The sequence below is a fragment of the Pseudomonas oryzihabitans NBRC 102199 genome (assembly GCF_000730625.1).
Classification (GTDB): domain Bacteria; phylum Pseudomonadota; class Gammaproteobacteria; order Pseudomonadales; family Pseudomonadaceae; genus Chryseomonas; species Chryseomonas oryzihabitans.
The window spans coordinates 16,193-41,040 of sequence record NZ_BBIT01000009.1; the positions used below are offsets into that span (position 1 = coordinate 16,193).

Below are 24,848 nucleotides of genomic sequence, written 5' to 3' on the forward strand. Positions count from 1 at the left end.
CGATGGCCACCGCACCCCGCACGCGCAAGGGCCCAGGCAGTCGCTGGCTGGCCGCCCAGGGCTGGAAGGCCTTTCCCTTTCAGCGCGAGGTGGCCAAGGCCATCGCCGCAGGCGAATCCGGCCTGCTGCACGCCACCACGGGTTCGGGCAAGACCTACGCCGTCTGGCTGGCCGCCCTGGATGCCTTCGTCGCCCCCAAGCCGATCACCGCCAAGGGCCTGCCCAGCAAGCGCAAGCAGGCACCACCGCCGCTCACCGTGCTCTGGCTGACGCCCATGCGCGCTCTGGCGGCGGACACCCTGCGCGCCCTGGAGCGCCCGGTACTCGACGAAGAACTGGAGTGGACCCTGGGCCTGCGCACCGGCGACACCGGCAGCAGCGAGCGTGCGCGACAGAATCGGCGCCTGCCGACGGCGCTGGTCACCACCCCCGAAAGCCTGTCGCTGCTGCTGTCCCGCGAAGACGCACAGGAGGCCCTGGGCCAGGTTCGGCTGGTGGTCATCGATGAGTGGCACGAATTGCTGGGCAACAAGCGTGGCACCCAGACGCAACTGGCCCTGGCCCGCCTGCGCCGCTGGAATTCCGGATTGCAGACCTGGGGCCTGTCGGCCACCCTCGGCAACCAGGCCCATGCGCTGGATGTGCTGCTGGCCGGCGCCCCGGGCCATCTCGTCCAGGGGCGCCAGGACAAGCGCCTGCAGGTGGATACGCTGCTGCCCGAAGGCGGCGTCGAGCGCTTCGCCTGGGCCGGGCACCTGGGCATGCGCCTGCTGCAGCAGGTGATCCGCGAACTGGAGGATAGCCCCACCACCCTGGTCTTCACCAACACCCGCGCCCAGACCGAACTCTGGTACCAGGCCCTGCTGCAGGCGCGCCCGGACTGGGCCGGCCTGATCGCCCTGCATCACGGCTCCATCGAGAAACAGGCCCGTGAGTGGGTGGAAGGCGGTCTCAAGAATGGTCAGCTCAAGGCGGTGATCTGCACCTCCAGCCTCGACCTCGGGGTGGACTTCCTGCCGGTGGAGCGGGTGCTGCAGATCGGCTCGCCCAAGAGCATCGCCCGCCTGCTGCAGCGCGCCGGCCGCAGCGGCCATGCCCCGGGCCGTGCCTCGCGTGCCACCCTGGTACCCACCTACAGCCTCGACCTACTGGATGCGGCGGCCACCCGCCGCGCCATCACCGCGGGCGAGATCGAAGCGCGCACCGCCCCGGTCAAGCCCCTGGATGTCCTGGTGCAGCACCTGGTGACCGTTGCCCTGGGCGGCGGCTTCGAGCCGGATGACCTGCTGCCGGAGATCCGCAGCGCCTGGGCCTATCGCGACCTCAGCGAGGGCGAGTGGATCTGGGCCCTGGCCTTCGTGCGCAACGGCGGCGCCTCGCTGTCGGCCTACCCGGACTATCGCCGCGCCGAGCCCGACGCCGAGGGCATCTGGCGCGTCCCCGACAAGCAGTTGGCCAAGCGGCATCGACTGGGCATCGGCACCATCGTCAGCGAGACCAGCCTCAATGTGCAGTTCTGGTCCAAGGGCGGCGGTGGCAATCGGCTGGGCAACATCGAAGAAGGCTTCATCGCCCGCCTGCGGCCCGGCGATCACTTTCTCTTCGCCGGGCGCACCCTGGAGCTGGTGCGGGTGGAAAACATGACGGTGTACGTGCGCCGCGCCACGGGGCGCAAGGCCGCCATACCGCGCTGGAGCGGCAGTCGCATGCCGCTTTCGGACACCCTGGCCAAGCACGTCCTGGCGCTGCTGGAAGATGCCGAGGCGCAGCGCTACGAAAGCCCGGAGATGCGCCTGCTGCAACCGCTGCTGGACGTGCAGCGCCAGTGGTCGGCGCTACCGAGCGCCCACTACCTGCTCGCCGAGACGCTGGAATCCCGGGAAGGCTCGCACCTGTTCCTCTACCCCTTCGCCGGCCGTCACGCCCATCTGGGGCTGGCCAGCCTGCTGGCCTGGCGGCTGGCGCAGCGGCGGCCCTGCACCTTTTCCATCGCCGTCAACGACTACGGCCTGGAGCTGGTCTCGCCGGTCAGCCTGGACTGGCAGGCGCTGCTCGATGCCAGTCTCTTCACCACCGACAACCTGGTCAGCGACACCCTGGCCAGCCTCAATGCCGCCGAACTCGCCCAGCGCCGCTTTCGCGAGATCGCGCGCATCTCCGGGCTGATCTTTTCCGGCTATCCGGGGGCGCACAAGAGCAATCGCCAGCTGCAGGCCAGCAGCAGCCTCTTCTACCAGGTGTTTCGCCAATACGATCCGGACAACCTGCTGCTCGGCCAGGCCCAGACCGAGGTCCTGCGTCAGGAGCTCGATGCCGATCGCCTGCAGCAGACGCTGATCCGCACCGGCGCCCTGCCGCTGCGCCTAGTGGTGCTGGACCATCCCTCACCCTTCGCCCTGCCGCTCATGGTCGAGCGGTTGCGCGAGAGTCTGAGTTCGGAAAAGCTGGCCGACCGCATCACCCGCCTGGTCGGCGATCTGGAGCGCGAAGCCGGGCCGGACGAGCGGGCGCGCGCCTTCGACCCCGAGTCCCTGGTGCAGCCCAGCCACGACAGCGATCTGACACCCCGCCGCGGCGCTAGCCCGCGGCGTCCTCGCGTACAGAAATCCGGTCGTCCTCGATAACGATCCGCCCCTGGCGATAGAGATGGCCGATGGCCTTCTTGAAGTTGCCCTTGCTGACGCCAAACAGCTGATGGATCAGCGCCGGCGGACTGCTGTCGCTGAGCTCCAGGACCCCACCGCGTGCCTTGGCCAGGCCGATGATCTGCTCGGCGAGATCGCTTCCGGCGGCAGCTCCCTGAGGCTGCAGGGTCAGGCTGATCTTGCCGTCCGCCCGCACCTCGCGAATGAAGCCCCGCTCCCGCTGCCCCAGGCGCAGTGGCTTGAAGGCCTCGTTGCGATGCACCAGGCCCCAGTGCTTGTTGTCGACGATCACCTTGTAGCCCAGGTCGGTCCGCTCGACCACCAGCAGGGGTACCGGCTGACCCACCTTGTAGCGTGGCGGTTCACGATCCAGGTAGCGATCCAGGCGCGCGGTGGCAACGATCCGCCGGGTCCGGGCATCCAGGTGCACATGCACCACGCAATAATCGCCCACCTGCAGCGGACGCTTCTCCTCCGAATGCGGCAGCAGCAGGTCCTTGGGCAGGCCCCAGTCAAGGAAGATCCCCACCCGGCCGACCTCCACCACGCGCAGACTGGCGAAGCCGCCGACCTGCACCTTCGGCTTTTCGGTGGTGGCGATCAGGCGGTCTTCGCTGTCCAGGTAGAGGAAGACGTTGAGCCAGTCGCCCTCGGCGCAGGGTTCGTCGCGAGGCGCATAGCGGCGCGGCAGCAGCACCTCGCCGTCATTGCCGGCATCCAGGAACAGACCGATGGGGGTGTTGCGCAAAATCTGCAAGCTGTTGAAGCGACCCAGCAAGGCCATGAGTGGAGACTCCTGTAGAAAGCGGTGCATTTTACCGCGATCAGCAGAGTCACCGCTTGGTCGCGACCCTTCGTCGCTGAACGGTCGCGAGGCGTGGCTGGCAGCCGGGTGGGTACGAATCTCGACCCGATCGGCCTTGCCCCCACCGCTCGGCACGCTGCCGTGCGGGAGACCTGACCAGGCTGTTTGAGGAGGAACGCCTCACGGCAGGTGGAGGCGGCGGGCGTCTTGAAGGCGATGCCTGGAGATCGCTTTGGCTCGCCTCTGGCAAGCGTCCGACTCAGGCGGTAAGGCAGTCGTCTGCGAGGGGAATCTCGATGAACAGACCCACGGTGTCAGCCTCGACCCGCATGGCGGCCACCACCGCATTCAGCAAGAACGGATTGGTCGCCTGTTCGTTGGTCACGATACGCTGGGTCAGCTTGATCGACTGGTGGGCGTGGTAGACGGCTACGAGTATTTCATTGAGGTTCAGGCGACGGAGCTCGACCCGGTATCCGGCGAGTCCGTGGCCCAAGGCGCGTCCTGCGCTTTCAAGCCCATTTTTCACGGTAAGTCCTTGGACCGTTGCGGTCCGGGGTAATGATTCGAACAAGATAATAGCACCAGGCCATTATCCTTATTGCGCAGGCCATCACCGTTTCGATACCACTGGCCGAAGAGACTGAACGCGCCCATGAACGTGCGCCTGCCGGGTGCTGCCCAGCGCTTCGCGCGGCGCCCCTTTCGTGCCCGGGAAACGATTCAGCACGGTGCCTTTGCCACGATCGACCGGTCCCGGTGCCAGAGCGCGCCACGCCTCTCCCCTTCAACCGCCGTTCGCCCGCTTCAGCCCGCACTTCGACCATGGTCGGTAAAGTCAACATCGAGCTGCTCAAAGGTCTTGTTTTGCGCAAGCCAGTCTGAGACCATCCTTCGCTGTCAGGTGAGGCTGTCTCCACGGAGCGGCTGACCTGTCGAGAACCTGGAGTACATCAGGGCCAGCTTTCGCGGCATGGGTTTCTCCTCGTTTCAAAACTGTCGTCCTTCGCGGACAACAACGTCATCTTATTCAAGGAGAAATCCATGTCTACTCGCCAAACTGGCACCGTCAAGTGGTTCAACGACGAGAAAGGCTTCGGCTTCATCACCCCCCAGAGCGGCCCGGACGTGTTCGTTCACTACCGTTCCATTCAGGGCAACGGCTTCAAGAGCCTGCAAGAAGGCCAGGCTGTTTCCTTCCTGGTCGTGCAAGGCCAGAAAGGCCTGCAGGCCGATGAGGTGCAGGTGATCTAATCACCCGCCTTCTCGAAAAAGCCCAACCCCCGGTTGGGCTTTTTTTTGCGCGGACGTTGGCCCCGCCAGCCTCTGCTATCGCCACTTAGGGATGAGGTGCGTCTCGTGAAAACCTTCGCTGCCCTGCTCTGCCTGCTCCTGCTCGCCGGTTGCGCCGCCTTTCCCGGCGATGAACTCTCTTCCCAGCCGTTCCGCGCGCCCCTGAGCGAGCAACCGCAGCGGCCCAAGGTGCTGGTGGAATTCAACTTCTATCGCGGCACTGTCGAGGACGCCAAGGACGCGACGTCGATCGCCGTCGCCCGCGAAGGCCTGAAGCCCCGGCTGCGCGAGGTCCTGGAACGCTCCAATCTGTTCGACCGCATCACCCTGGTGCCGGAGCCCGGCAGGCCCGACGACGCCCTGCTGCGCCTCAAGCTCTACAACAGCACCTCCTACGCCGCCGCCATCGCCAGTGGCTTGATCACCGGCGCCACCTTCTTTCTCGTCCCGGGTACCGCCAAGGACGACTATGTGCTGACCGCCGAATGGATCGCACCGGGTAGCGCTCCGTCCACCCGGGTGCGCAATGCCAGTTCGGTACGCACCTGGATGGGGGTCTGGTTCCTGCCCCTGGCCGCCAGCCATCAGGCCGGGACCGCCATCGAGGAAACCTTCGCCCGCCAGGTCAACGACGCCCTGCGCCAGCTGCAGAGCGCCGGCGCCTTCGCCGACCGCTCCTCGCCCCAGGGGAACGGCGAAACGCCTGCACCGGTCACACCTTGACCGGCAATCACGTAGACGAGGATCCCATGGCCGAAGAAAAGCGCAAAGCCGACGAACGCGAACTGCCCAAGGACGAAAAGCCCCTGCGCACCGAACACGCCAAGACCGACGACGGGCGCAATCCCCCTTCGCCCAACAGTCCGGACCGCACCAAGGACGCCACGGGCTACAACTGATCCCGACCTTTCCGGAAACGACCGCCACGGCGGTCGTTTCTTTATCTGCGCCCTGCCCCGCGGGGTTGGCTCGCCCCTCCCTCCTTACTGCATAATGCCCACACTCCGACGTCTATCGGCCCCTTTTCTCTTCAACTAGGCCGGTACCCTGCCAAGGTGTGTGTCCCGATGCGAAAGACCTTCCGATCTCTGGGCCTGCTGCTGAGCTGCTGCGCCCTGGGCTTTTCCCTGCCCGTCAGTGCCGATACCTCCTACCTGCCGCCGCGAATCGAAAAGGCGATGCAGACCAACAAGATTCCCGGCAGCGACCTGTCGCTGGTGATGCTGCCCCTTGATGGCCCGGGCGAGAACGACTACTACAACGCCGACGTCTCGGTGAATCCGGCGTCGACCATGAAGCTGATCACCACCTTTGCCGCCCTGGAACTGCTGGGTCCCACCTACCAGTGGAAGACCGAGTTCTATACCGACGGCACCCTCAAGGACGGCATCCTCAACGGCAACCTCTATCTCAAGGGCGGTGGCGATCCCAAGCTGAACATGGAGCGGCTGTGGCTGCTCATGCGTGACCTGCGCGCCAACGGCGTCCTGGAAGTCACCGGTGACCTGGTGCTGGATCGCGGTCGTTTCGTGAAGCCCAATCTGCCGGCCTTCAACGACGACGGCGAAGACGAGAACAAGACCTTCCTGGTCGGTCCGGATTCGCTGCTGGTCAATCTCAAGTCGGTGCGCATGGTGGTGCGCTCGGCCGATGGCCGGGTCAGCGTCTCCATGGATCCGCCGCTGACCAACGTCAACATCGACAACCAGATGCGCGCGACCGGCAAGAGCGGTTGCCCGGCCTGGCCGGAGGTGCGCTTCAATCCGGTGCCCCAGGCCGATGGCAGTACCAGCCTGGTGGTCAGTGGCCAGTTGCCGGACGGCTGCAACGCCCAGAGCTATCTGTCGCTGCTCGACCACCCGGCCTATACCGCCGGCGCGGTGCGGGCCATCTGGCAGGAACTGGGCGGCAGCATCAAGGGCCGTACCCGCGAGGGCAGCGTGCCGCGCAATGCCGAGGTGCTGGCGCGGGCCTTCTCGCCCGATGTGGTCGAGATCATTCGCGACATCAACAAGTACAGCAACAACACCATGGCCCAGCAGCTGTTTCTCTCCATCGGGGCGCAATTCCGCACCTCGGCGGATGCGGACGACAGCAAGGCGGCGCTGCGGGTCATCCGCTCGTGGCTGGCGCGCAAGGGCATCAATGCCAGTCACCTGATCATGGAGAACGGCTCGGGGCTGTCGCGCACCGAACGGGTCAGTGCCCGGGAGATGGCCGAGATCCTGCGCGCCGCCTGGCAGAGTCCCTACGGCCCGGAGTTCATCTCTTCGCTGCCGTTGGCGGGCATGGACGGCACCCTGCGCAAGCGCATGAAGAATTCGCCGCTCACCGGTCAGGCGCATATGAAGACCGGCACCCTGAACAACGTACGGGCCCTGGCGGGCTTCGTCCGGGATGCCAATGCGCGCAACTGGGTGGTGGTCGCCATCCTCAACAGCAGCCGCCCCTGGGGCGCTTCGTCGATCCTCGACGAGGTGGTGCTGGACCTCTATCTGCGCAGCCGCCAGGAAGGCGCGGTCGCCAACTGACGCGCAAAACAAAACCGGCGTCTGCTCACGCAGACGCCGGTTTTGTTTACAGCACTCGGCAAGGCAGGCCGGAAAGCCGACGTTACCGCGCTGCACCGCATTGGGCAAGAACTTTGTCCAACGCACCTTTGTGGGGCATTTTCAGGCGACCGTCAGGGCCTAGATCATGCCCAGCAGCAGCAGTACCAGCAGGACGACCAGAATGGCGCCCACGATGCCGGACGGGCCATAGCCCCAGCTGCGCGAATGCGGAAACACCGGAAGTCCGCCGATGAGCAGGACCAGCAGCACCAGAACCAGGATGGTCGAGAGAGTCATCTGCCATTCTCCATGAAGGCCAAGGGTCGACCGCCGCCGTAACAGGATGATACGAAGCGACGGGCTTATTCCATGGACCTGCGCCAGCGACGGAAAATCCCGACGTCATCAGCTAACCCTGCCCGCCCTCGCCGCCTCCCAGGTGACAGCGCACAAAAAAGCCCGGATCAGGGATCCGGGCTTGGCCTTGTCGCAGCTGGCTGTCAGTGGGCCACAGCGCCACTGGCACCCAGGCCGGTCTGGGATCTCACGAACTGCGGATAGAAGCGTGCTCGCTCCTCTTCGGCAGCCGCCGACTTGTCGGTGATGGAGAAGAACCAGATGCCGATGAAGGCCACGGCGATGGAGAACAGCGCCGGGTATTCATAGGGGTAGATCGGCTTGGCATGACCGAGGATGGTCACCCAGATGGTCGGGCCGAGCACCATCAGGGCCACCGCGGTGATCAGGCCGAGCCAGCCACCGATCATGGCGCCCCGGGTGGTCAGACGCTTCCAGTACATCGAGAGCAGCAGGATAGGGAAGTTGCAGCTGGCCGCGATGGAGAAGGCCAGGCCCACCATGAAGGCGATGTTCTGCTTCTCGAAGAGGATGCCCAAGGCGATGGCGACCACGCCCAGCGCCACGGTGGTCATCTTGGAAACGCGGATTTCGTCCTTCTCGTTGGCTTTGCCCTTCTTGATCACGCTGGCGTAGAGGTCGTGGGAGACCGCCGAGGCACCGGCCAGGGTCAGACCGGCGACCACCGCCAGGATGGTGGCGAAGGCCACCGCCGAGATGAAGCCGAGGAAGATGCTGCCGCCCACGGCGTTGGCCAGGTGCACCGCCGCCATGTTGTTGCCGCCCAGCAGGGCGCCGGCGGCGTCCTTGAAGGCCGGATTGGTGCTGACCAGCAGGATGGCGCCAAAGCCGATGATGAAGGTCAGGATGTAGAAGTAGCCGATGAAGCCGGTGGCGTAGAACACGCTCTTGCGCGCTTCCTTGGCGTCACTGACGGTGAAGAAGCGCATCAGGATGTGCGGCAGGCCGGCGGTGCCGAACATCAGCGCCAGACCCAGGGAGAAGGCCGAGATCGGATCCTTCACCAAGCCACCGGGGCTCATGATGGCTTCACCCTTGGGATGCACGGCGATGGCTTCGGCGAACAGGCGGTTGAAGTCGAAGCCGACGTGCTTCATCACCATGAAGGCCATGAAGCTGGCACCGGACAGCAGCAGCACCGCCTTGATGATCTGTACCCAGGTGGTGGCCAGCATGCCGCCGAAGAGGACATAGAGCACCATGAGGATACCCACCAGCACCACGGCCAGGGTGTAATCCAGGCCGAACAGCAGCTGGATCAGCTTGCCGGCACCGACCATCTGGGCGATCAGATAGAGGGCGACCACCACCAGCGAACCGCAGGCGGACAGGGTCCGGATGTCCTTCTGCTTGAGGCGGTAGGAGGCCACGTCGGCGAAGGTGTACTTGCCAAGGTTGCGCAGGCGCTCGGCGATCAGGAACAGGATGATCGGCCAGCCCACCAGGAAGCCGATGGAGTAGATCAGGCCGTCGTAGCCCGAGGTGAACACCAGGGCGGAAATCCCCAGGAAGGAAGCGGCCGACATGTAGTCGCCGGCGATGGCCAGGCCGTTCTGGAACCCGGTGATGCGGCCACCGGCGGCGTAGTAGTCGGCGGCGGAGCGGTTACGCTTGGAAGCCCAGTAGGTGATGCCCAGGGTGGCGCCGACGAAGGCGACGAACATCAGGATGGCGGAGATGTTCAGCGGCTGGCGCTGGACCGCGCCGCTGATGGCATCGGCCGCCCACAGCGAAGGCGAGAGTGCCAGTAGCCCGGCCGCGAGGGAAAGACGTCTCATGGCTGCACCTCCCGGAGAATTTCCGCGTTGAGCCGATCGAACTCGCCATTGGCCCGGCGCACATAGATGCCGGTCAGGATGAAGGCCGAAAGGATCAGACCGACGCCCAGGGGGATGCCCCAGGTCATGGCGGTTTCCGCATGGATACGGGTCGCGAGAACCTTGGGGGCGAAGGCGATCAGGAGGATGAAGGCGGAATAGAGTCCGAGCATGATGGCGGAAAGCGTCCAGGCGAAGCGCCCGCGCTTGGTCACCAGTTCTTGGAAACGCGGACTGGCTTCAATCCGCCGGTAGGTGCTGTCATTCATTATTGTTGTTCCTTACAGCATGACGGGAGCGTCGAGCTCTACTCGAGGCCCGCCCGGTAAGGCTTCCAGACGACTTTAGTCGTACCCCTCCAGACCTCAGTAATCCCAGAGCCGACGCCAGCCCTGCAGCGGGTGGTGACCCTCGCCATCGAGCACCGAAACGCTTGCCGTCATCCCCGCGCTGAGGTGGATATCCGCGGGGACGTCCAGCAGTTCGATGCGTACCGGGATGCGCTGCGCCAGGCGCACCCAGTTGAACGTCGGCTCGACGTTGGCCAGCAGCTGGGTATCGCTGGCCGCGTTGCGATCGGTGATGCCGCTGCTGATGCTCGCCACCCGCCCCTGCAGGGGCGCCGCCTGGTTCATCAGGCGCACCCGTACCGCATCGCCGGGGTGGATGTGGGGAATCTTGGTCTCTTCGAAATAGGCCATGACGTAGAAGGAGCGGGTATCCACCAGGGCCATCACCGCCTGGCCAGTCTGCACATAGTTGCCCTCGGCGAATCTGAGGTTGGTGATCCGCCCTTCCCGCGGCGCCAGCACCCGGCTGCGATCCAGGTTGATCTGGGCCAGGTTCACATCGCTCAGGGCTTCCTGGTACTGGCTGCGGGCGACCGCCACGTTGACCTGGGCGGTCTCGCGATCCTCGGCGCTGATGGCGCTGGTGCCCAGCCGTTGGCGCCGGGCGGCCTCGCTCTCACGCAGGCGCAGCTGCTGCTGGCGCGTCTCGGCCACCGCCTTGGCATGGGCGAGGTTGGCCTGGTAGCGCTGCTGATCGATCTGCAGGAGCAGATCGCCGGGCTTCACCAGCTGGTTGTCCACCACCGCCAGGCGCGTCACCCAGCCCGATACGTCGGGCGCGACCACCACCACATCGGCGCGCACCCGCGCATCGCGCGTCCAGGGCGTATAGAGATAGAAGTGCCACAGCCAGGTGCCGGCCAGGATGGCGAGTAGTACCACGATCAGGGTTATCGCCACACGCAGGGTCTTGTGCATCGCCTTGTCGATCCTCTTGTTATGGGGCTCAGGTGGCCAGCACGGCCACGAGGCCGGCCAGCCACAGCACGAACAGCGCGCAACCGAACAGGGCGCTGTGCCAGAGATGGCGGCCCAGGCCACTGCGCTGCAGCAGCCACAGCGACAGCGCCGTCAGCAGCAGCGCCAGGACGCCATAGACGAACAGCGGCCCCAGGTAGACCCCGCCGATAGCCCATTCATGCAGATTCATCCGCGCCCTCCTCGGCTACCGCCTCTAGACAACAGCTGCGCCAGGTCTGCTGGAGCTGGCCGATGGCGCCGCGCGCCAATCGATGCGGCTCATCGTCCGGCGCCTGGTGCAGCGCCTGCCGCAGACGCTCTGCCGCCGCGTCCAGCGCGCCCGGCCGCAGGTTACCGAAGCCCACCTCCAGCTGGTCGGCGAAGCGGCCGAGAAAGGCGTCCCGCGCCCGGGCCACCTCGCCCTGGGCACCTGCCAGGCAGGCGCGCAGATGCAGCAGCTCGTTACCCAGGTCCAGCGCCAGCAGCCCCTGCTCCCAGCGCCCCCGCTCGCTGGCCGACAGCTGCTCGATATGTCGCGCCAGCAGCAGCAGGCGATCCGCCATGCGCCCGCCGAACCAGGTCTCGGCATTGGCCAGGGGGACCGTGGTCAGGCGCTGCAAGTCGTAGGTGGTGGCCTCGAGGATCCGGCGGCTGGTGCGCCGTGGCGTACGCAGGCTGATCAGCCGGAACATCAGCACGGCCGAACCGACGCCGATCAATAGACTCTGCAACTGGTTGAGCAAGGCGCCCATCTCCACCTGGCCGTGGTTGCTAGGCGAGACCAGCACCAGCAAATGGATGGCGAAGGCCGTCGCCGTCCCCACCACGCCCGGCGGTCCGGCCATTCCCAGGGCGGCAAAGAACAGCGGCACCCCCAGCACCAGGCACAGCAGCGGATAGCCGCTGATCTGCGGCAGCAGCACCTGGCTGACGAGAATCGCGACCGGCGCGGCATAGAGGATGCCCCGCAGGAAGCCGAGGCCGATGGTGGCGGCGTTGTCGCGATTGGCGAACAGGCTGCAGATGACCCCGGCCATGAGCATGGCACCCGGCGCCGAGGGCCAGGCGCTGGCCAGCCAGAAGACGCCGACGACCAGCAGCGCACAGGCGCTGCGCAGGCCGTAGAGCAGCGCCGTCTGCACATCGCGATGACGCGCCAGTGCCGAGGGCGCCACGGCGCTGAGCTGGGCCGTGTGGACGCTGTCCAGGGCGCGACCGGCCAGCAGGATCTTGTCCAGCAGGATGGCGAAACGGGCCAGCAGGTAGCGCTGATCGTTGTCCAGCTCCGGGGCGGTGCCCGCAGCCTCTCTCAGACGCTGCAGGAGGGCCTCCAGGGCAGGCGCCTGGGGGTCGGCCAGGGTCGTGAGCAGTTCGTCGCGCCAGGGCTGCAGAGCGGCCCTTCTCGGCTCGTCCAGGCCACGCCACTGGCGCATGGCACCACGGGCGGTGCGCAGCAGGCTGAGCAGATCCCGCGAGAGCAGGCGCAATGCCCTGGCGCGTTGCCGGCCGCGCTGGCCTTCGAACCAGGCGTGGTCGCGCTGGGCATCCACCGCCACCACCTGGCCAAGCATGGCCAGCAGACCCTGGGTGGCATCCTGGGCCTCGGCCAGCTCCGCCCGCGCCGCAGCCACGCCCTGCTCCCAGGTGCGCCGCGCCTGGGCGGCCAGGTTCTGCTCCACGCGCTGCGGCCAGAACAGCGCGCTGACCGCCGAGGCCACGACGATACCCAGGCAGATCTCGGTGCAGCGGGCCACCGCCTGGTCGAACACGGTCAGCGGATGGGCAATGGCGGGCAGGCCGATGATGGCGACGGTATAGCCGGCCAGCACGAAGCCATAGGCGACATGGTTGCGCAGCAGGGTCGAGGCTGCCGTGCAGAGGGCCATCCAGCCGGCCAGGGCCAGGAGGAACAGCCAGGGCGTCTGGGCGAAGAAGCCCATCAGCACCACCGCCATGCAGGTGCCGGCAATGGTGCCGAGCAGGCGGAACAGGCCCTTGGCCAGCACCATGCCGGACAGCGGCTGGGAGACGATCATCACCGTCATGCAGGCCCAGACCGGTTGTTCGAGGCTGAAACGAAAGGCCAGCCAGAGCGCCAGTCCGGCGGCGAACAGGGTCTTACCGGCAAAGAGGAGTGCCGCAGGCGTGGGTGCGAGAAAGACCGTCCAGGGTAGGCGCACGTCGGCTCTTGGTGTGCAGGGGGTCCAGCATAGGCCGCGTGGCCCAGGCGAAGTTCCAGGCGGTCGCCCAGACGAAAAAAAGGCGACCCGGGGTCGCCTGAAGTGCCTTGCGTGCTCGAGCGACGACGCTCCGTCGTCACCACTCCCCAGAGACTAGACGAGTTGCGGCCGGCGTTCTTGATCGAGATCAAGTTCGGCTGGATTGTGCCCGGCCATGCCGAGCAGGCGGTCGATCAGGGCGCAATCGGATTCGCGCCGCACCTCGGCGAACAGGGCCGCGGCCTCGGGATAGCTGCGGGTCAGCATGCCCAGCCACTGCTTGAGGCGACCGGGGGCGTAGCGCGGCGCCAGCTTGCGTTGCGCCATGACCCAGAAGCGTTGCACCCGCGGCAGGATCTCGGCCCAGCTCTGCGGCGCGGTCTCCTCTCCGCGCACCGCCGCGGCGATCTGCAGCGCCAGGTCCGGTCGCGAGACCAGGCCGCGCCCCAGCATCACCGAGGCCTGGCCGCTGACGCTGCGGCAACGCCAGTAGTCGTCCAGGGTCCAGATCTCGCCGTTGGCCAGTACCGGCACGGATACCCGGTCGGCCACCCGCGCCACCCATTCCCAGTGCGCTGGCGGCTTGTAGCCCTCGACCTTGGTCCGCGCATGGACCACCAGTTGCGCCGCGCCACCCTCGGCCAGGGCCTCGGCGCAGGCCAGGGCGGCGTTCGGACTGTCGTAGCCCAGGCGCATCTTGGCGGTGACCGGAATGTGCGCCGGCACGGCCTGGCGCACGCTCTCGACGATCCGGTTGAGCAGCTCCGGCTCCTTGAGCAGCACCGCCCCGCCGCGGGACTTGTTGACGGTCTTGGCCGGGCAGCCGAAGTTGAGATCGATCACCGGGGCGCCCAGGGTGCAGGCGAAGGCCGCGTTGTCGGCCAGGCAGGCCGGATCCGAACCCAGCAGCTGCACCCGCATGGGGGTGCCCGATGGCGTGCGCGCGCCCTGCTCCAGCTCAGGCGCCAGCTTGGCGAAGGCCGCCGCCGGCAGCAGGCGATCGCAGACACGGATGAATTCGCTCACGCACCAGTCGAGTCCACCGACCTCGGTCAGCAATTCCCGCAGGATGTCGTCGACGAGGCCCTCCATGGGCGCCAGGGCGATCTCCATGCTCAGACGTCCTCGCCAGGAAGTGCCTGGCCATAACCGGCCAGGAATTCGGGTGGCATGCGCCTGGGCTTGCCGGAAGACAGCTCGATGCAGACGAAGGTCGTCCGGGCGCGCAGCAGGGTCACGCCATCGGCGGGACGCTGCAGCTGGAATTGCCGGGTCATGCGCAGACGACGATCCCAGTCGACCAGCCAGGTACCGAGCACCAGCTCATCGTCCTGGTAACCACTGCTGAGATAGTCGATCTCGTGGCGCACCACGGCCATGGCGCGGTCCAGCCGCTGGAAGGTGGCGAGGTCCAGGCCCAGGGCCGCCGAATGCTGCCAGGCGCACTGTTCGAGCCAGCTGACGTACACGGCGTTGTTGGCATGGCCCAGGCCGTCGATGTGCTCGGCACCGATGCGCAGCGGCAGGAGGTGGGGAGTCGGTCTGTCCCACTGCATGAAGAGACCCTCTCGCGGGCAAGGTCGAAAGACGCACGGCCTGACCGGACGGAATCCTGGCCAGGCCAACGGTCGCGGATACTGGCACGAATCCGCAGACAATAAAAAAGGGCCTGCATCGCTGCAGGCCCTTCTTCATGTTTGGCGCACTCGGGAGGATTCGAACCTCCGACCGCTCGGTTCGTAGCCGAGTACTCTATCCAGCTGAGCTACGAGTGCGTTTCGGTGCGTTTAGCCAGAACACCGCTGGTACTGCTGAAGCCAGAGGCTTCGTCGATTTGGCGCACTCGGGAGGATTCGAACCTCCGACCGCTCGGTTCGTAGCCGAGTACTCTATCCAGCTGAGCTACGAGTGCGTTGAAGCTGCGTATTCTAGCTTCCGTTTCTGACGTGTCAAGCAAATTTGCTTGTTTATCAGGTACTTACCAATCGGTCAGTACAGCGGAGCCAGTTTGAAGCAAATGGCGGTGAGGGAGGGATTCGAACCCTCGACACCCTTTTGAGGTGTACTCCCTTAGCAGGGGAGCGCCTTCGGCCACTCGGCCACCTCACCGCAACGGGGCGAAACTATATCGAAGGTTTGCCCGTTTGCAAAGAGAAAAATTCAAAAAAAATCAGTGGTTTGGTTCTTGGTCCTTTTCCTTCTGGATGCGCTGGTAGATTTCCTCGCGATGAACCGCGACTTCCTTGGGCGCATTGACGCCGATGCGGACCTGGTTGCCCTTGACTCCCAGTACCGTCACGGTGACTTCATCACCCACCATCAGGGTCTCACCAACCCGACGAGTCAAAATAAGCATTCCATTCTCCTTAAGCTTTAACTCAGTCTGCACGTATGAACCGAAACGATCCCTGAATGGACCCTCTAGTCGCTATTGACCTCTGTCCATGCAAGTAAAGTTCCGCAGAACCCGCGTCGGATGAGGTCCCTGTGGCAGGAACCTCATCTGGCGGGTCACTCGGCGCCGCGTGCGGGGGCGTCGAGTTCGAAGGCGGTGTGCAGGGCGCGGACGGCGAGTTCGAGGTATTTCTCCTCGATGACCACCGACACCTTGATTTCGGAAGTGGAGATCATCTGGATGTTGATGCTCTCCTTGGCCAGGGCTTCGAACATCTGGCTGGCCACGCCGGCATGGGATCTCATGCCGACGCCGACGATGGAGACCTTGGCGATCTTGGTGTCGCCGACGGACTCCCGAGCGCCGATCTCGACGCCGGTGCGCTTGAGGATCTCCAGGGCGCTCTGGTAGTCGTTGCGGTGCACGGTGAAGGTGAAGTCGGTGGTGTTATCGTGCGCGACGTTCTGCACGATCATGTCGACTTCGATGTTGGCCGCGCTGATCGGGCCGAGGATCTTGAAGGCCACGCCGGGGGTATCCGGCACACCGCGAATGGTCAGCTTGGCTTCGTCACGGTTGAAGGCGATGCCGGAGATGATCGGCTGTTCCATGGATTCCTCTTCATCAAGGGTAATGAGGGTGCCCGGACCCTCCTGAAAGCTGTGCAGCACGCGCAGCGGCACGTTGTACTTGCCGGCGAACTCCACCGAACGGATCTGCAGCACCTTGGAGCCGAGGCTGGCCATTTCCAGCATTTCCTCGAAGGTGATCTTGTCCAGGCGCTGGGCCTGGGGCACCACGCGCGGATCGGTGGTGTAGACGCCGTCGACGTCGGTATAGATCTGGCACTCGTCGGCCTTCAGCGCGGCCGCCAGGGCCACGCCGGTGGTGTCGGAGCCACCACGGCCCAGGGTGGTGATGTTGCCCTGCTCGTCAACGCCCTGGAAGCCGGCCACGACCACCACCTTGCCGGCCTTGAGCTCGGCACGGATGCGGGCGTCGTCGATCTGCTGGATGCGCGCCTTGGTGTGGGCGCTGTCGGTGAGGATGCGCACCTGGTTGCCGGTATAGGACACCGCCTGGACGCCACACTTGAGCAGCGCCATGGCCAGCAGGCCGATGGTGACCTGCTCGCCGGTGGAGACCATGACATCCAGCTCGCGCGGATCGGGTTGCTCCATGATCTGCTTGGCGAGGCCGATCAGGCGATTGGTCTCGCCACTCATGGCCGATACCACCACCACGATCTGGTCGCCCGCCTCATGGAAGCGTTTCACCTTCTCGGCGACCTGCTCGATACGCTCCACCGTACCCACCGAGGTACCGCCGAATTTCTGTACGATCAATGCCATTGCTTGCTGCCCGTCCGCAGAAAAATCTGATTCAAGTTGTTGAGGGAGGAAGCGGGCCGCCCTCCCCGGCGACCCGCAGCGCTCTTAGAGGCTTTCCTCGGCGTACTGCGCGGCGCAGGCCAGGGCCGCCTCGAGCTGGCTGGCATCGGTGCCGCCGCCCTGGGCCATGTCCGGACGACCGCCGCCCTTGCCACCGACCACGGCCGCGGCGCGCTTCATCAGCTCGCCGGCCTTGAGCCTGGCGGTCAGGTCGGCGGTGACGCCGGCCACCAGCACCACCTTGCCGTCGGCTTCGCCACCGAGCAGGATCATGCCGCTGCCGAGCTTGTTCTTGAGCTGGTCGACCAGCGCCAGCAATGCCTTGCCGTCGAGGCCATCGAGGCGCGCGGTGAGCACCTTGGCGCCCTTGACGTCCTGCGCCTGGTCCACCAGGTCACCGGCCGAGGCACTGGCGGCCTTGGCCTTGAGCTGCTCGATTTCCTTTTCCAGCTGGCGATTGCGCTCGACGAGCGCGGCCAGCTTGTCCAGCACGTTGTCGCGACTGCCCTTGAGCAGGCTGGCGGCTTCGCGCAGCTGCTCTTCGGCGCTGTTGAGGTAGGCCAGGGCCGCGGTGCCGGTGATGGCTTCCACACGGCGCACGCCGGAGGCCACGCCGCCTTCGCTGACCAGCTTGAGCAGGCCGATGTCGCCGGTCTGGGCGACGTGGGTGCCGCCGCACAGCTCGACGGAGAATTCACCGCCCATGCCGACCACGCGCACCACGTCACCGTACTTCTCGCCGAACAGCGCCATGGCGCCGCGGGCCTTGGCCTCGTCGATGGCCATGACCTCGGTGGTCACCGCGCTGTTCTTGCGGATCTCTTCGTTGACGATGGTCTCGATGCGCTTGAGCTCCTCGGGCTTGATGGCCTCGAAGTGGCTGAAGTCGAATCTCAGGCGCTGGTCGTTGACCAGGGAGCCCTTCTGGTGGACATGGTCGCCCAGCACCTGGCGCAGGGCGGCGTGCAGCAAATGGGTACCGGAGTGGTTCAGGGCGATGCCCTGGCGGCGCCCGGCATCAACCTGGGCCATCAGCGCGGTGCCGACGTTGAGGCTGCCCTTGGTCACCACGCCATGGTGCAGGAAGGCCCCCTGGGTCTTGGTGGTGTCGCGCACGGCGAAGCCAACGCCGGCGCTTTCCAGGGTACCGGTGTCGCCGACCTGGCCACCGGATTCACCATAGAACGGCGTCTGGTCGAGGATGACCACGCCCTCCTCGCCTTCGGCGAGGCTGTCCACCGGCTGGCCGGCGCGGTACAGGGCGACGATGGTGCCCGAGGCGCTGGTGGTGTCGTAGCCGAGGAAGCGGGTCTCGCCCTCGACCTTGACCAGGCTGTTGTAGTCCACGCCGAAGGCGCTGGCGGAGCGGGCGCGCTCGCGCTGGGCCTCCATCTCGCGCTCGAAACCAGCCTCGTCGAGGTTGAGGTTGCGCTCGCGGGCGATGTCGTTGGTCAGGTCGACCGGGAAGCCGTAGGTGTCATAGAGCTTGAACACCACGTCACCGGGAATGGTGTCGCCCTGCAGCTGCGCCAGATCCTGTTCGAGGATCTTCAGGCCCTGCTCCAGGGTCTTGGCGAACTGCTCTTCCTCGGTGCGCAGCACGCGCTCGATGTGCGCCTGCTGCTGGACCAGCTCGGGATAGGCCTGGCCCATCTCGGCCACCAGGGCGGCGACGATCTTGTGGAAGAAGGTGCCCTTGGCGCCCAGCTTGTTGCCGTGGCGGCAGGCGCGACGAATGATGCGACGCAGCACGTAGCCACGGCCTTCGTTGGACGGCAGCACGCCATCGGCGATCAGGAAGCTGCAGGAACGGATGTGGTCGGCCACCACCTTGAGCGAGGGGGCGTCGTCGTTGGCGCAACCGATGGCCTCGGCCGAGGCCGCCAGCAGCTGCTGGAACAGATCGATCTCGTAGTTCGAGTGCACGTGCTGCAGCACGGCGCTCACCCGCTCCAGGCCCATGCCGGTGTCGACGCTGGGCGCCGGCAGCGGATGCAGGACGCCATCGGCGGTGCGGTTGAACTGCATGAAGACGTTGTTCCAGATCTCGATGTAGCGATCGCCGTCTTCTTCCGGCGAACCGGGCGGGCCGCCCCAGATCTCGGGACCGTGGTCGAAGAAGATCTCGGTGCAGGGACCGCAGGGACCGGTATCACCCATGGTCCAGAAGTTGTCCGAGGCATAGGGCGCGCCCTTGTTGTCGCCGATGCGCACCATCTGCGCCTCGGGCACCCCGACTTCCTTGGTCCAGATGTCGTAGGCCTCGTCATCGGTGGCATAGACGGTGACCCAGAGCTTTTCCCGGGGCAGACCCAGCCACTGCGGCGAAGTCAGGAACTCCCAGGCGAAGGTGATGGCGTCGCGCTTGAAGTAGTCGCCGAAGCTGAAGTTGCCCAGCATCTCGAAGAAGGTGTGGTGACGCGCCGTGTAGCCGACGTTCTCCAGGTCGTTGTGCTTGCCGCCCGCGCGCACGCACTTCTGGCTGGTGGCGGCGCGGGTGTAGCTGCGCTTTTCCATGCCGAGGAAGCAGTCCTTGAACTGGTTCATCCCGGCGTTGGTGAACAGCAGGGTCGGATCGTTCGCGGGGATCAGCGAACTGGAGGCGACCCGGGTGTGCCCCTTCTCTTCGAAGAAGCGGAGGAAGGCTTCACGGATTTCGGCGCTTTTCATATTCATTCCAGACAATGGGCTTTTCGACGCGCGTGACGGGCATCCGACTGGATCGCAGACGAGACGAACGGAGCGGGCGCCGCAGACGCGGCACGTGCGGAAAACGGACACGCATGTCTGGGAGTATATCGACGCCTGCGCCCCGGTGTCGCCCCGGTTGCGCAGGAAAAACGTCGTCGGAAGACTTAGCGGCGGCGGTAGGTGGCGAAAGCGGCGATGACCGCCTCGATATCGGCGGCGCTGACGTCCAGATGGGTGACCAGTCGCAGGCGCGGCGCAGGACTGATGCGGATGCCGCGTTCGGCCAGGAAGGCCGGCAGGGCGGGCGCCCCGTCGCCCAGGGCGAGGTAGACCATGTTGGTCTGCACCGGCTCCACCTGATAGCCGAGTTCGGCCAGGGCGGTGCCGAGCTGCGCCGCGTGGGCATGGTCCTCGGCCAGGCGCTCGACCTGGTGGTCGAGGGCATGCAGACCGGCCGCTGCCAGCATGCCGGCCTGGCGCATGCCGCCGCCGACCACCTTGCGCCAGCGGCGCGCCTTGGCGATCAGGGCGGCATCGCCGCAGAGCACCGACCCCACCGGCGCGCCGAGGCCCTTGGACAGGCAGACCGATACCGAATCGAAATGCTGGCTGATCTCGCGCGCCGGTACCCCGAGCTTGACCGCGGCGTTGTACAGCCGCGCGCCGTCCAGATGCAGGGCCAGGCCGTGCTCCCGGGTGAAGGCGCGTGCCGCGGCCAGATAGGTCAGCGGCAGCACCTTGCCGTGCATGGTGTTTTCCAGGGCCAGCAGCCGGGTGCGAGCGAAGTGGAAGTCATCGGCCTTGATGTAGCTGCGCACCAGATCGAGGTCGAGGCTGCCATCGGCGGCCATCTCTATGGGTTGCGGCTGGATGGAGCCCAGCACCGCGGCGCCGCCCCCTTCGTACTTGTAGGTGTGGGCCTGCTGGCCGACCAGGTATTCGTCGCCCCGCTCGCAGTGCGCCAGCAGTCCGAGCAGATTGCTCATGGTGCCGCTGGGCACGAAGAGTCCGGCTTCCAGGCCCAGATCGCCCGCCAGACGCTGTTCCAGGCGGGTGACGGTGGGGTCTTCGCCATAGACGTCATCGCCCAGCTCGGCGGCCAGCATGGCCTGACGCATGGCCGAGGTGGGCTGGGTGACGGTATCGCTGCGCAGATCGATCATGAGGTCGCTCCTTAAGCCGGGACCACGATGAGTCCGGCCCGCAGGCCGACGGCGACCTTGGGATTGGGAAAGATGATGCGCGCCTCGGCTTCGTCGACGATCCAGCGCTCGCTGCCGTCTTCGGCCAGCAGCGAACCCTGGCGCAGCGGCGAGAAGTTGGCCACGTCGTCGGCCAGGTGCAACTGGAAGCGCGGACTGGATTTGTACACCTGGCGCGCCACGCGGAATCTCAGCAAAGAGGAATCCGGCGGCGGCAGCTCGGCTTCGCGGCCTTCGATCAGCGCCTCGAGCAGCAGCCGCAGGCGACTCAGGTCGAGTTCGCTGTTCTCGCCAAAGGGCCGCGCCTGGCCCAGCTCCAGGGTCAGGGCTTCGGCCTGGCACTCGGCATAGGTATAGGCGCTGAAGGTGATGCCCGGCTTGTCGTAGAGCAGCACGGCTTCGATACCGGCGGCTTCGAGACGCTGCAACTCGGCTTCCGAATGCTCGCGCCCGGCGCTCCAGGGATAGAGGGCGAAACGCGGCAGCGCCGAGGCCCGCAGCGCGGTGTGCAGGTCATAGTGCAGGCGCGCTCGATCCGGCTTGCTGAAGAATTGCGCGGACAGGCGTTCCAGGTCGTTGGCGCGTTGCGCCTCGGAGCCTTCGGCCTGGGCATGGCGGCCGTTGAACAGGCGATTCAGGTCCTGCTCGACATAGCGGGTGCCGCGGCGCATGGCGTCGGGATTGCCGAACATGAACAACAGGCGGCAGGCGGGACGCAGGGCACCGCTGGCGATGCCGCCGAGCAACTCGTCGAGCAGCTCCATGGGCGCCGTCTCGTTGCCATGGATGCCCGCCGAGAGCAGCAGGTCCATGCGGTTGTCGCGCGCCACCGGCGGGGTGACTTCCAGCACGCCTTCGGTCAGCCAGTGGAGACGGGTGCCGTCGGCAGTCAGTTGAATCTTCTCGGTCGGCTCGCGGCCGGCCAGGGTCAGGTCCAGCAGGCGGCCAAGCGCCAACCGATAACGTTCAGATGCAGCCATGCTCTACTCCGCTGAGCGACGTGTCGAGGCTAGATACTCAATGATCGTGGCCGCAACCGCAATCGGCGTCATGCACATGATTCTCATCGCCGTCGTCGGCGAAGGTCTCCAGGGCGATGGACAGGCCCAGGGCATTGAGGGCCTGGGGGCGCAGCACCAGGACCGGGGTCTGCTCTTCGTCATCCTGGGAGTCGGCGAAGATATTGAGGCCACCGGCGCCATCGGCTTCCAGCCAGAGGTCGCGACCGGCCAGGCGGATGGCCAGGCGCTGGACCTGCAGCGTCTGCTGCTCGTCGGCGGTGGGTTCGAGGATGAGATCGAGACGGTTGCTCATGGGGGCTCCGGACGTCAGGGCAATTGAAAGGGATAGACCGAGCCGAGGCCCAGCAACTGGGTAAGCTCGTCGAGGGCGGTGCGGACCTCGCCCAGCAACTGGGGATCGGCGAGGTCAGTCGGTGCCAGGCGGTCGCGGTAGTGCCGATCCACCCAGTCGAGCAACTGGGCATGCAGCGCCGGGGTGAAGCGCACCCCCGGATTCACCGCGGCCAGCTCCTCAGGGGCGAGCGCCACCCGCAGGCGCAGGCAGGCGGGGCCGCCGCCGTTCTGCATGCTCTGCTTGAGATCGAAGACCTTGACCTCGCCCAGCGGGCCCGCGCCGCTGACCTGGGCCTGCAGATAGTCCCAGACCGCCGGATTCTGCCGGCACTCGTCGGGCACCACCAGCAGCGCGCCCTGCCCCGGCCGATCCAGCAGCTGGCTGTTGAACAGATAGGAGCGCACGGCGTCGCCGACACTGATCTCGCTGCGACGCACGCAGAGGCGCTGCAACGTGGCGCCGCGTCGGGCGAGCTTGGTTTGCAATTCGTCCAGCACCCGGTCGCTGTCGAGGAAGGCATCTTCATGGTGGAACAGCACCTGGGCGTTGCCCACCGAGATGACGTCGTTGTGGAAGACGCCCTGGTCCACCACCGCCGGATTCTGCTGGGCGAAGACCACGCCCTCCTCGCTCAGGCCATGCAGCCGGGCGATGGCCTGGGAGGCTTCCAGGGTCTGGCGCGCCGGATAGCGATGGGGCTCGGGATAGCGCGGATCGAAGGCGCTGCGGCCGAAGACGAAGAATTCCACGCCCGGAGCGCCATGGTCGCGACTGAAGCGGGTGTGGTTGGCCGCGCCCTCGTCGCCGAACTGGGCCACCGAGGGCAGCGGCGCATGGTGCTGGAAATGCGCGGAATCGCGAAACATCGCCTGGAGGATGCGCGCCGTGGTGCTGGGTTCGAGGCTACGGTGGAACTTGCAGGCCAGGTTGGCTGGGGTGAAATGCACCCGGCCGTCGCGGGTGTCGGCGCTGGGGCTGACGGTGGCGGCGTTGGCCGTCCACATGGCCGAGGCGGAACTGGCCGACAGGAGCAGCGGCAAGGCTTCGCGTGCGGCGCTTTCCAGCACCTGGGCATCGCTGCCAGCGAATCCCAGGCGCCGCAGCGAGGCGATGTCGGGTCTTTCATGGGGGGCCAGCACGCCCTGCTCGAAGCCCAGTTCCATCAGCGCCTGCATCTTGGCCAGGCCCTGGCGCGCGGCCTCGCGCGGATTCGAGCACTGCTGCTTGCTGGCCTGGGAGGCCACGTTGCCATAGGACAGGCCGGCATAGTTGTGGGTCGGACCGACCAGGCCGTCGAAATTGACCTCTCGAGCAGCAGGGGCGAGTTGACTCATAGCGGTAATCCTGGAGGCAATTGGCTAGGCAGGGTCAGGGCGTCGCTTTCCAGCGAGGCGACCGGGAAGGCGCAGTAGTCCGCGGCGTAGTAGGCGCTGGGGCGGTGATTGCCCGAGGCACCGACGCCGCCGAAGGGCGCCGCGCTGGCCGCCCCGGTCAGGGGCCGATTCCAGTTGACGATGCCGGCGCGCACGCCCTGCCAGAAGCGTTCGTAGAGGGCCGGGTCGTCGGCCAGCAGCCCGGCCGCCAGCCCGAAGCGAGTGGCGTTGGCAAGGGCCAGGGCCTGGTCGAAGTCCGCATAGCGCTGGACCTGCAACAACGGCCCGAAGACCTCTTCGTCGGGCAGGTCGGCGATGTCCGACACCTCGATGATCCCCGGCGTGAGCAGCGCCCGCCGGGCGTCCGGCTGGCGCAGCTCCAACAGTGCCCGCCCCCCCTGCGCCAGACGCTGGGCCTGGGTCCGCAGCAGGGCCTGGGCAGTGGCGAGGGAGATGACGGTGCCCATGAAGGGCGGCGGATCGGCGTCGAAGCGACCGATGCCGAGACCGGCGCTGACGGCCACCAGGCGCGCCAGCAGGGCATCGCCCCAGGCACCCTGGGGCACGAGCAGGCGGCGGGCGCAGGTGCAGCGCTGCCCCGCGGAGAGAAAGGCCGACTGGACGATGGTCACCACGGCGGCGTCCAGATCGGCCACCGGCGCCACCACCAGCGGATTGTTGCCGCCCATCTCCAGGGCCAACAGTCGCTGCGGACGCTCCGCATTGAGCCGATGCAGCGCCGCTCCGGTGGCGCTGGAGCCGGTGAAGAGGATGCCGTCCAGGCCCGGATGCGCGGCCAGGGCCTCACCGGTGGTCCGACCGCCCTGCACCAGATTGAGTACCCCGGCCGGCAGTCCGGCGGCGATCCAGCACTCCAGGGTCAGAGCGGCAAAACGCGGCGTCAGCTCGCTGGGCTTGAACACCACCGTGTTGCCGGCCAGTAGCGCAGGCACGATATGGCCGTTGGGCAAATGGCCGGGAAAGTTGTAGGGACCGAAGACCGCCAGGACACCATGCGGCCGATGACGGGTGACGCTACGGGCATCCGCCACGCTGGCCGAGCGCTCGCCACTACGGGCCGCCTCGGCCTGGGCGGAGATGGCCACCTTGGCGATCATGCTGCCGAGTTCGGTATCGGCTTCCCACAGCGGCTTGCCGGTTTCCTCGGCGAGGGCCCGGGTCAGCGCGGAGCGGCGTTGCTGCAGCGCCTGGGCGAAGGCCTGCAGGGTCTCCAGGCGCGCGGCCTGGCCGCGCCTTTCCCAGGCGGGAAAGGCCTGGCGCGCTGCGGCGATCGCCTGGTCGACGTCCGCTGCATCCGCGGCGGCGCCCTGCCAGAGCTCGGCGCCGTCGTAGGGATCGAGCGAACTGAACACCTCGCCCCTGCCGGGGCGCCACTGTCCCGCTATGTACAGGCTATCCAT

At 66.5% G+C, this 24,848-nt stretch carries 23 protein-coding genes and 3 tRNA genes; 5 read left to right on the forward strand and 21 right to left on the reverse strand.

Going from position 1 to position 24,848, the window contains the following annotated elements; all coding sequences use genetic code 11:
• Positions 1-2: 2 nt before the first annotated feature.
• The gene (locus tag POR01S_RS10440) at positions 3-2,624 is read left to right on the forward strand and encodes a ligase-associated DNA damage response DEXH box helicase (protein ID WP_042135678.1); all 2,622 of its coding nucleotides are present in this window, start codon (positions 3-5) and stop codon (positions 2,622-2,624) included.
• On the opposite strand, the gene POR01S_RS10445 is transcribed toward POR01S_RS10440, so the two are convergent.
• Both POR01S_RS10445 and POR01S_RS10450 read right to left on the reverse strand, forming a co-directional pair.
• Positions 2,578-3,429 (reverse strand): CvfB family protein, encoded by an 852-nt coding sequence (locus POR01S_RS10445; RefSeq protein ID WP_042135680.1) that lies wholly within the window; start codon positions 3,427-3,429, stop codon positions 2,578-2,580. The genes POR01S_RS10440 and POR01S_RS10445 overlap by 47 nt on opposite strands.
• Before the next feature lie 280 nt (positions 3,430-3,709).
• A complete protein-coding gene (locus POR01S_RS10450; RefSeq protein WP_231500969.1) occupies positions 3,710-3,979 on the reverse strand; it encodes a hypothetical protein in 270 nt (89 codons plus the stop codon).
• A gap of 515 nt (positions 3,980-4,494) precedes the next feature.
• Between POR01S_RS10450 and POR01S_RS10455 the strand changes: the two genes are divergently transcribed.
• The 4 genes from POR01S_RS10455 (at position 4,495) to dacB (ending at position 7,274) form a co-directional block, all read left to right on the forward strand.
• Positions 4,495-4,704, forward strand: coding sequence for a cold-shock protein (locus POR01S_RS10455; protein ID WP_007159089.1), 210 nt, complete (start codon positions 4,495-4,497; stop codon positions 4,702-4,704).
• Between the two features lie 105 nt (positions 4,705-4,809).
• Positions 4,810-5,466 (forward strand): hypothetical protein, encoded by a 657-nt coding sequence (locus tag POR01S_RS10460; protein ID WP_042135682.1) that lies wholly within the window; start codon positions 4,810-4,812, stop codon positions 5,464-5,466.
• Between the two features lie 26 nt (positions 5,467-5,492).
• The gene (locus POR01S_RS23825) at positions 5,493-5,642 is read left to right on the forward strand and encodes a hypothetical protein (protein ID WP_007159091.1); all 150 of its coding nucleotides are present in this window, start codon (positions 5,493-5,495) and stop codon (positions 5,640-5,642) included.
• A gap of 168 nt (positions 5,643-5,810) precedes the next feature.
• Positions 5,811-7,274 (forward strand): D-alanyl-D-alanine carboxypeptidase/D-alanyl-D-alanine endopeptidase, encoded by a 1,464-nt coding sequence (dacB, locus tag POR01S_RS10465; RefSeq protein WP_042135684.1) that lies wholly within the window; start codon positions 5,811-5,813, stop codon positions 7,272-7,274.
• A 159-nt stretch (positions 7,275-7,433) separates the two neighbouring features.
• On the opposite strand, the gene POR01S_RS23410 is transcribed toward dacB, so the two are convergent.
• The 19 genes from POR01S_RS23410 to astD form a co-directional block, all read right to left on the reverse strand.
• Positions 7,434-7,592 (reverse strand): DUF3309 family protein, encoded by a 159-nt coding sequence (locus POR01S_RS23410; protein ID WP_007159093.1) that lies wholly within the window; start codon positions 7,590-7,592, stop codon positions 7,434-7,436.
• A gap of 203 nt (positions 7,593-7,795) precedes the next feature.
• Complete coding sequence (locus tag POR01S_RS10475; RefSeq protein ID WP_037007224.1) at positions 7,796-9,451, reverse strand: cation acetate symporter; 1,656 nt, start codon at positions 9,449-9,451, stop codon at positions 7,796-7,798.
• Entirely contained in the window at positions 9,448-9,759 is a 312-nt protein-coding gene (locus tag POR01S_RS10480) for a DUF485 domain-containing protein (RefSeq protein ID WP_007159095.1), read from the reverse strand. Before POR01S_RS10480 ends, POR01S_RS10475 begins: the two co-directional genes overlap by 4 nt.
• A 96-nt stretch (positions 9,760-9,855) precedes the next feature.
• Complete coding sequence (locus POR01S_RS10485) at positions 9,856-10,758, reverse strand: efflux RND transporter periplasmic adaptor subunit (protein WP_027596856.1); 903 nt, start codon at positions 10,756-10,758, stop codon at positions 9,856-9,858.
• A 28-nt stretch (positions 10,759-10,786) separates the two neighbouring features.
• Positions 10,787-10,990, reverse strand: a complete 204-nt coding sequence (locus POR01S_RS10490) for a DUF1656 domain-containing protein (protein ID WP_042135685.1) — start codon at positions 10,988-10,990, stop codon at positions 10,787-10,789.
• A complete protein-coding gene (locus POR01S_RS10495; protein ID WP_042135687.1) occupies positions 10,977-12,980 on the reverse strand; it encodes an FUSC family protein in 2,004 nt (667 codons plus the stop codon). The genes POR01S_RS10490 and POR01S_RS10495 overlap by 14 nt, the downstream gene beginning before the upstream one ends.
• Positions 12,981-13,133: 153 nt before the next feature.
• Positions 13,134-14,132: a tRNA dihydrouridine synthase gene (locus POR01S_RS10500; RefSeq protein WP_042135689.1), complete on the reverse strand. Its 999-nt coding sequence runs from the start codon at positions 14,130-14,132 to the stop codon at positions 13,134-13,136.
• Positions 14,133-14,134: 2 nt separating this feature from the next.
• On the reverse strand, positions 14,135-14,575 hold the full coding sequence (locus POR01S_RS10505; RefSeq protein ID WP_007159100.1) for an acyl-CoA thioesterase: 441 nt from the start codon (positions 14,573-14,575) through the stop codon (positions 14,135-14,137).
• Between the two features lie 142 nt (positions 14,576-14,717).
• Positions 14,718-14,794: transfer RNA gene (locus tag POR01S_RS10510), tRNA-Arg, on the reverse strand.
• 60 nt (positions 14,795-14,854) lie between these two features.
• A tRNA-Arg gene (locus tag POR01S_RS10515) sits at positions 14,855-14,931 on the reverse strand.
• 106 nt (positions 14,932-15,037) lie between these two features.
• Positions 15,038-15,128 (reverse strand) — tRNA-Ser (locus POR01S_RS10520).
• Between the two features lie 61 nt (positions 15,129-15,189).
• Positions 15,190-15,375: a carbon storage regulator CsrA gene (gene csrA, locus POR01S_RS10525; protein ID WP_007159101.1), complete on the reverse strand. Its 186-nt coding sequence runs from the start codon at positions 15,373-15,375 to the stop codon at positions 15,190-15,192.
• 155 nt (positions 15,376-15,530) lie between these two features.
• A complete protein-coding gene (locus tag POR01S_RS10530) occupies positions 15,531-16,766 on the reverse strand; it encodes an aspartate kinase (RefSeq protein WP_042135691.1) in 1,236 nt (411 codons plus the stop codon).
• An 84-nt stretch (positions 16,767-16,850) separates the two neighbouring features.
• Entirely contained in the window at positions 16,851-19,475 is a 2,625-nt protein-coding gene (alaS, locus tag POR01S_RS10535) for an alanine--tRNA ligase (RefSeq protein ID WP_027596861.1), read from the reverse strand.
• 185 nt (positions 19,476-19,660) lie between these two features.
• Positions 19,661-20,659: a low-specificity L-threonine aldolase gene (gene ltaE / locus POR01S_RS10540; protein ID WP_042135694.1), complete on the reverse strand. Its 999-nt coding sequence runs from the start codon at positions 20,657-20,659 to the stop codon at positions 19,661-19,663.
• Positions 20,660-20,670: 11 nt separating this feature from the next.
• Positions 20,671-21,678, reverse strand: coding sequence for a succinylglutamate desuccinylase (gene astE, locus POR01S_RS10545; protein WP_042135695.1), 1,008 nt, complete (start codon positions 21,676-21,678; stop codon positions 20,671-20,673).
• A 37-nt stretch (positions 21,679-21,715) separates the two neighbouring features.
• On the reverse strand, positions 21,716-22,012 hold the full coding sequence (locus tag POR01S_RS10550; RefSeq protein WP_007159106.1) for a hypothetical protein: 297 nt from the start codon (positions 22,010-22,012) through the stop codon (positions 21,716-21,718).
• A 14-nt stretch (positions 22,013-22,026) separates the two neighbouring features.
• Complete coding sequence (astB, locus tag POR01S_RS10555; protein ID WP_042135697.1) at positions 22,027-23,388, reverse strand: N-succinylarginine dihydrolase; 1,362 nt, start codon at positions 23,386-23,388, stop codon at positions 22,027-22,029.
• A complete protein-coding gene (gene astD, locus POR01S_RS10560) occupies positions 23,385-24,848 on the reverse strand; it encodes a succinylglutamate-semialdehyde dehydrogenase (protein ID WP_042135699.1) in 1,464 nt (487 codons plus the stop codon). The genes astB and astD overlap by 4 nt, the downstream gene beginning before the upstream one ends.

Coding starts and splice junctions, on each gene's coding strand:
- POR01S_RS10440 (WP_042135678.1), top strand. CDS start 3: ATGGCCACCGCACCCCGCACGCGCAAGGGCCCAGGCAGTCGCTGGCTG.
- POR01S_RS10445 (WP_042135680.1), bottom strand. CDS start 3,429: ATGGCCTTGCTGGGTCGCTTCAACAGCTTGCAGATTTTGCGCAACACC.
- POR01S_RS10455 (WP_007159089.1), top strand. CDS start 4,495: ATGTCTACTCGCCAAACTGGCACCGTCAAGTGGTTCAACGACGAGAAA.
- POR01S_RS23825 (WP_007159091.1), top strand. CDS start 5,493: ATGGCCGAAGAAAAGCGCAAAGCCGACGAACGCGAACTGCCCAAGGAC.
- dacB (WP_042135684.1), top strand. CDS start 5,811: ATGCGAAAGACCTTCCGATCTCTGGGCCTGCTGCTGAGCTGCTGCGCC.
- POR01S_RS23410 (WP_007159093.1), bottom strand. CDS start 7,592: ATGACTCTCTCGACCATCCTGGTTCTGGTGCTGCTGGTCCTGCTCATC.
- POR01S_RS10475 (WP_037007224.1), bottom strand. CDS start 9,451: ATGAGACGTCTTTCCCTCGCGGCCGGGCTACTGGCACTCTCGCCTTCG.
- POR01S_RS10480 (WP_007159095.1), bottom strand. CDS start 9,759: ATGAATGACAGCACCTACCGGCGGATTGAAGCCAGTCCGCGTTTCCAA.
- POR01S_RS10485 (WP_027596856.1), bottom strand. CDS start 10,758: ATGCACAAGACCCTGCGTGTGGCGATAACCCTGATCGTGGTACTACTC.
- POR01S_RS10490 (WP_042135685.1), bottom strand. CDS start 10,990: ATGAATCTGCATGAATGGGCTATCGGCGGGGTCTACCTGGGGCCGCTG.
- POR01S_RS10500 (WP_042135689.1), bottom strand. CDS start 14,132: ATGGAGATCGCCCTGGCGCCCATGGAGGGCCTCGTCGACGACATCCTG.
- POR01S_RS10505 (WP_007159100.1), bottom strand. CDS start 14,575: ATGCAGTGGGACAGACCGACTCCCCACCTCCTGCCGCTGCGCATCGGT.
- csrA (WP_007159101.1), bottom strand. CDS start 15,375: ATGCTTATTTTGACTCGTCGGGTTGGTGAGACCCTGATGGTGGGTGAT.
- POR01S_RS10530 (WP_042135691.1), bottom strand. CDS start 16,766: ATGGCATTGATCGTACAGAAATTCGGCGGTACCTCGGTGGGTACGGTG.
- alaS (WP_027596861.1), bottom strand. CDS start 19,475: ATGAAAAGCGCCGAAATCCGTGAAGCCTTCCTCCGCTTCTTCGAAGAG.
- ltaE (WP_042135694.1), bottom strand. CDS start 20,659: ATGATCGATCTGCGCAGCGATACCGTCACCCAGCCCACCTCGGCCATG.
- astE (WP_042135695.1), bottom strand. CDS start 21,678: ATGGCTGCATCTGAACGTTATCGGTTGGCGCTTGGCCGCCTGCTGGAC.
- POR01S_RS10550 (WP_007159106.1), bottom strand. CDS start 22,012: ATGAGCAACCGTCTCGATCTCATCCTCGAACCCACCGCCGACGAGCAG.
- astB (WP_042135697.1), bottom strand. CDS start 23,388: ATGAGTCAACTCGCCCCTGCTGCTCGAGAGGTCAATTTCGACGGCCTG.
- astD (WP_042135699.1), bottom strand. CDS start 24,848: ATGGATAGCCTGTACATAGCGGGACAGTGGCGCCCCGGCAGGGGCGAG.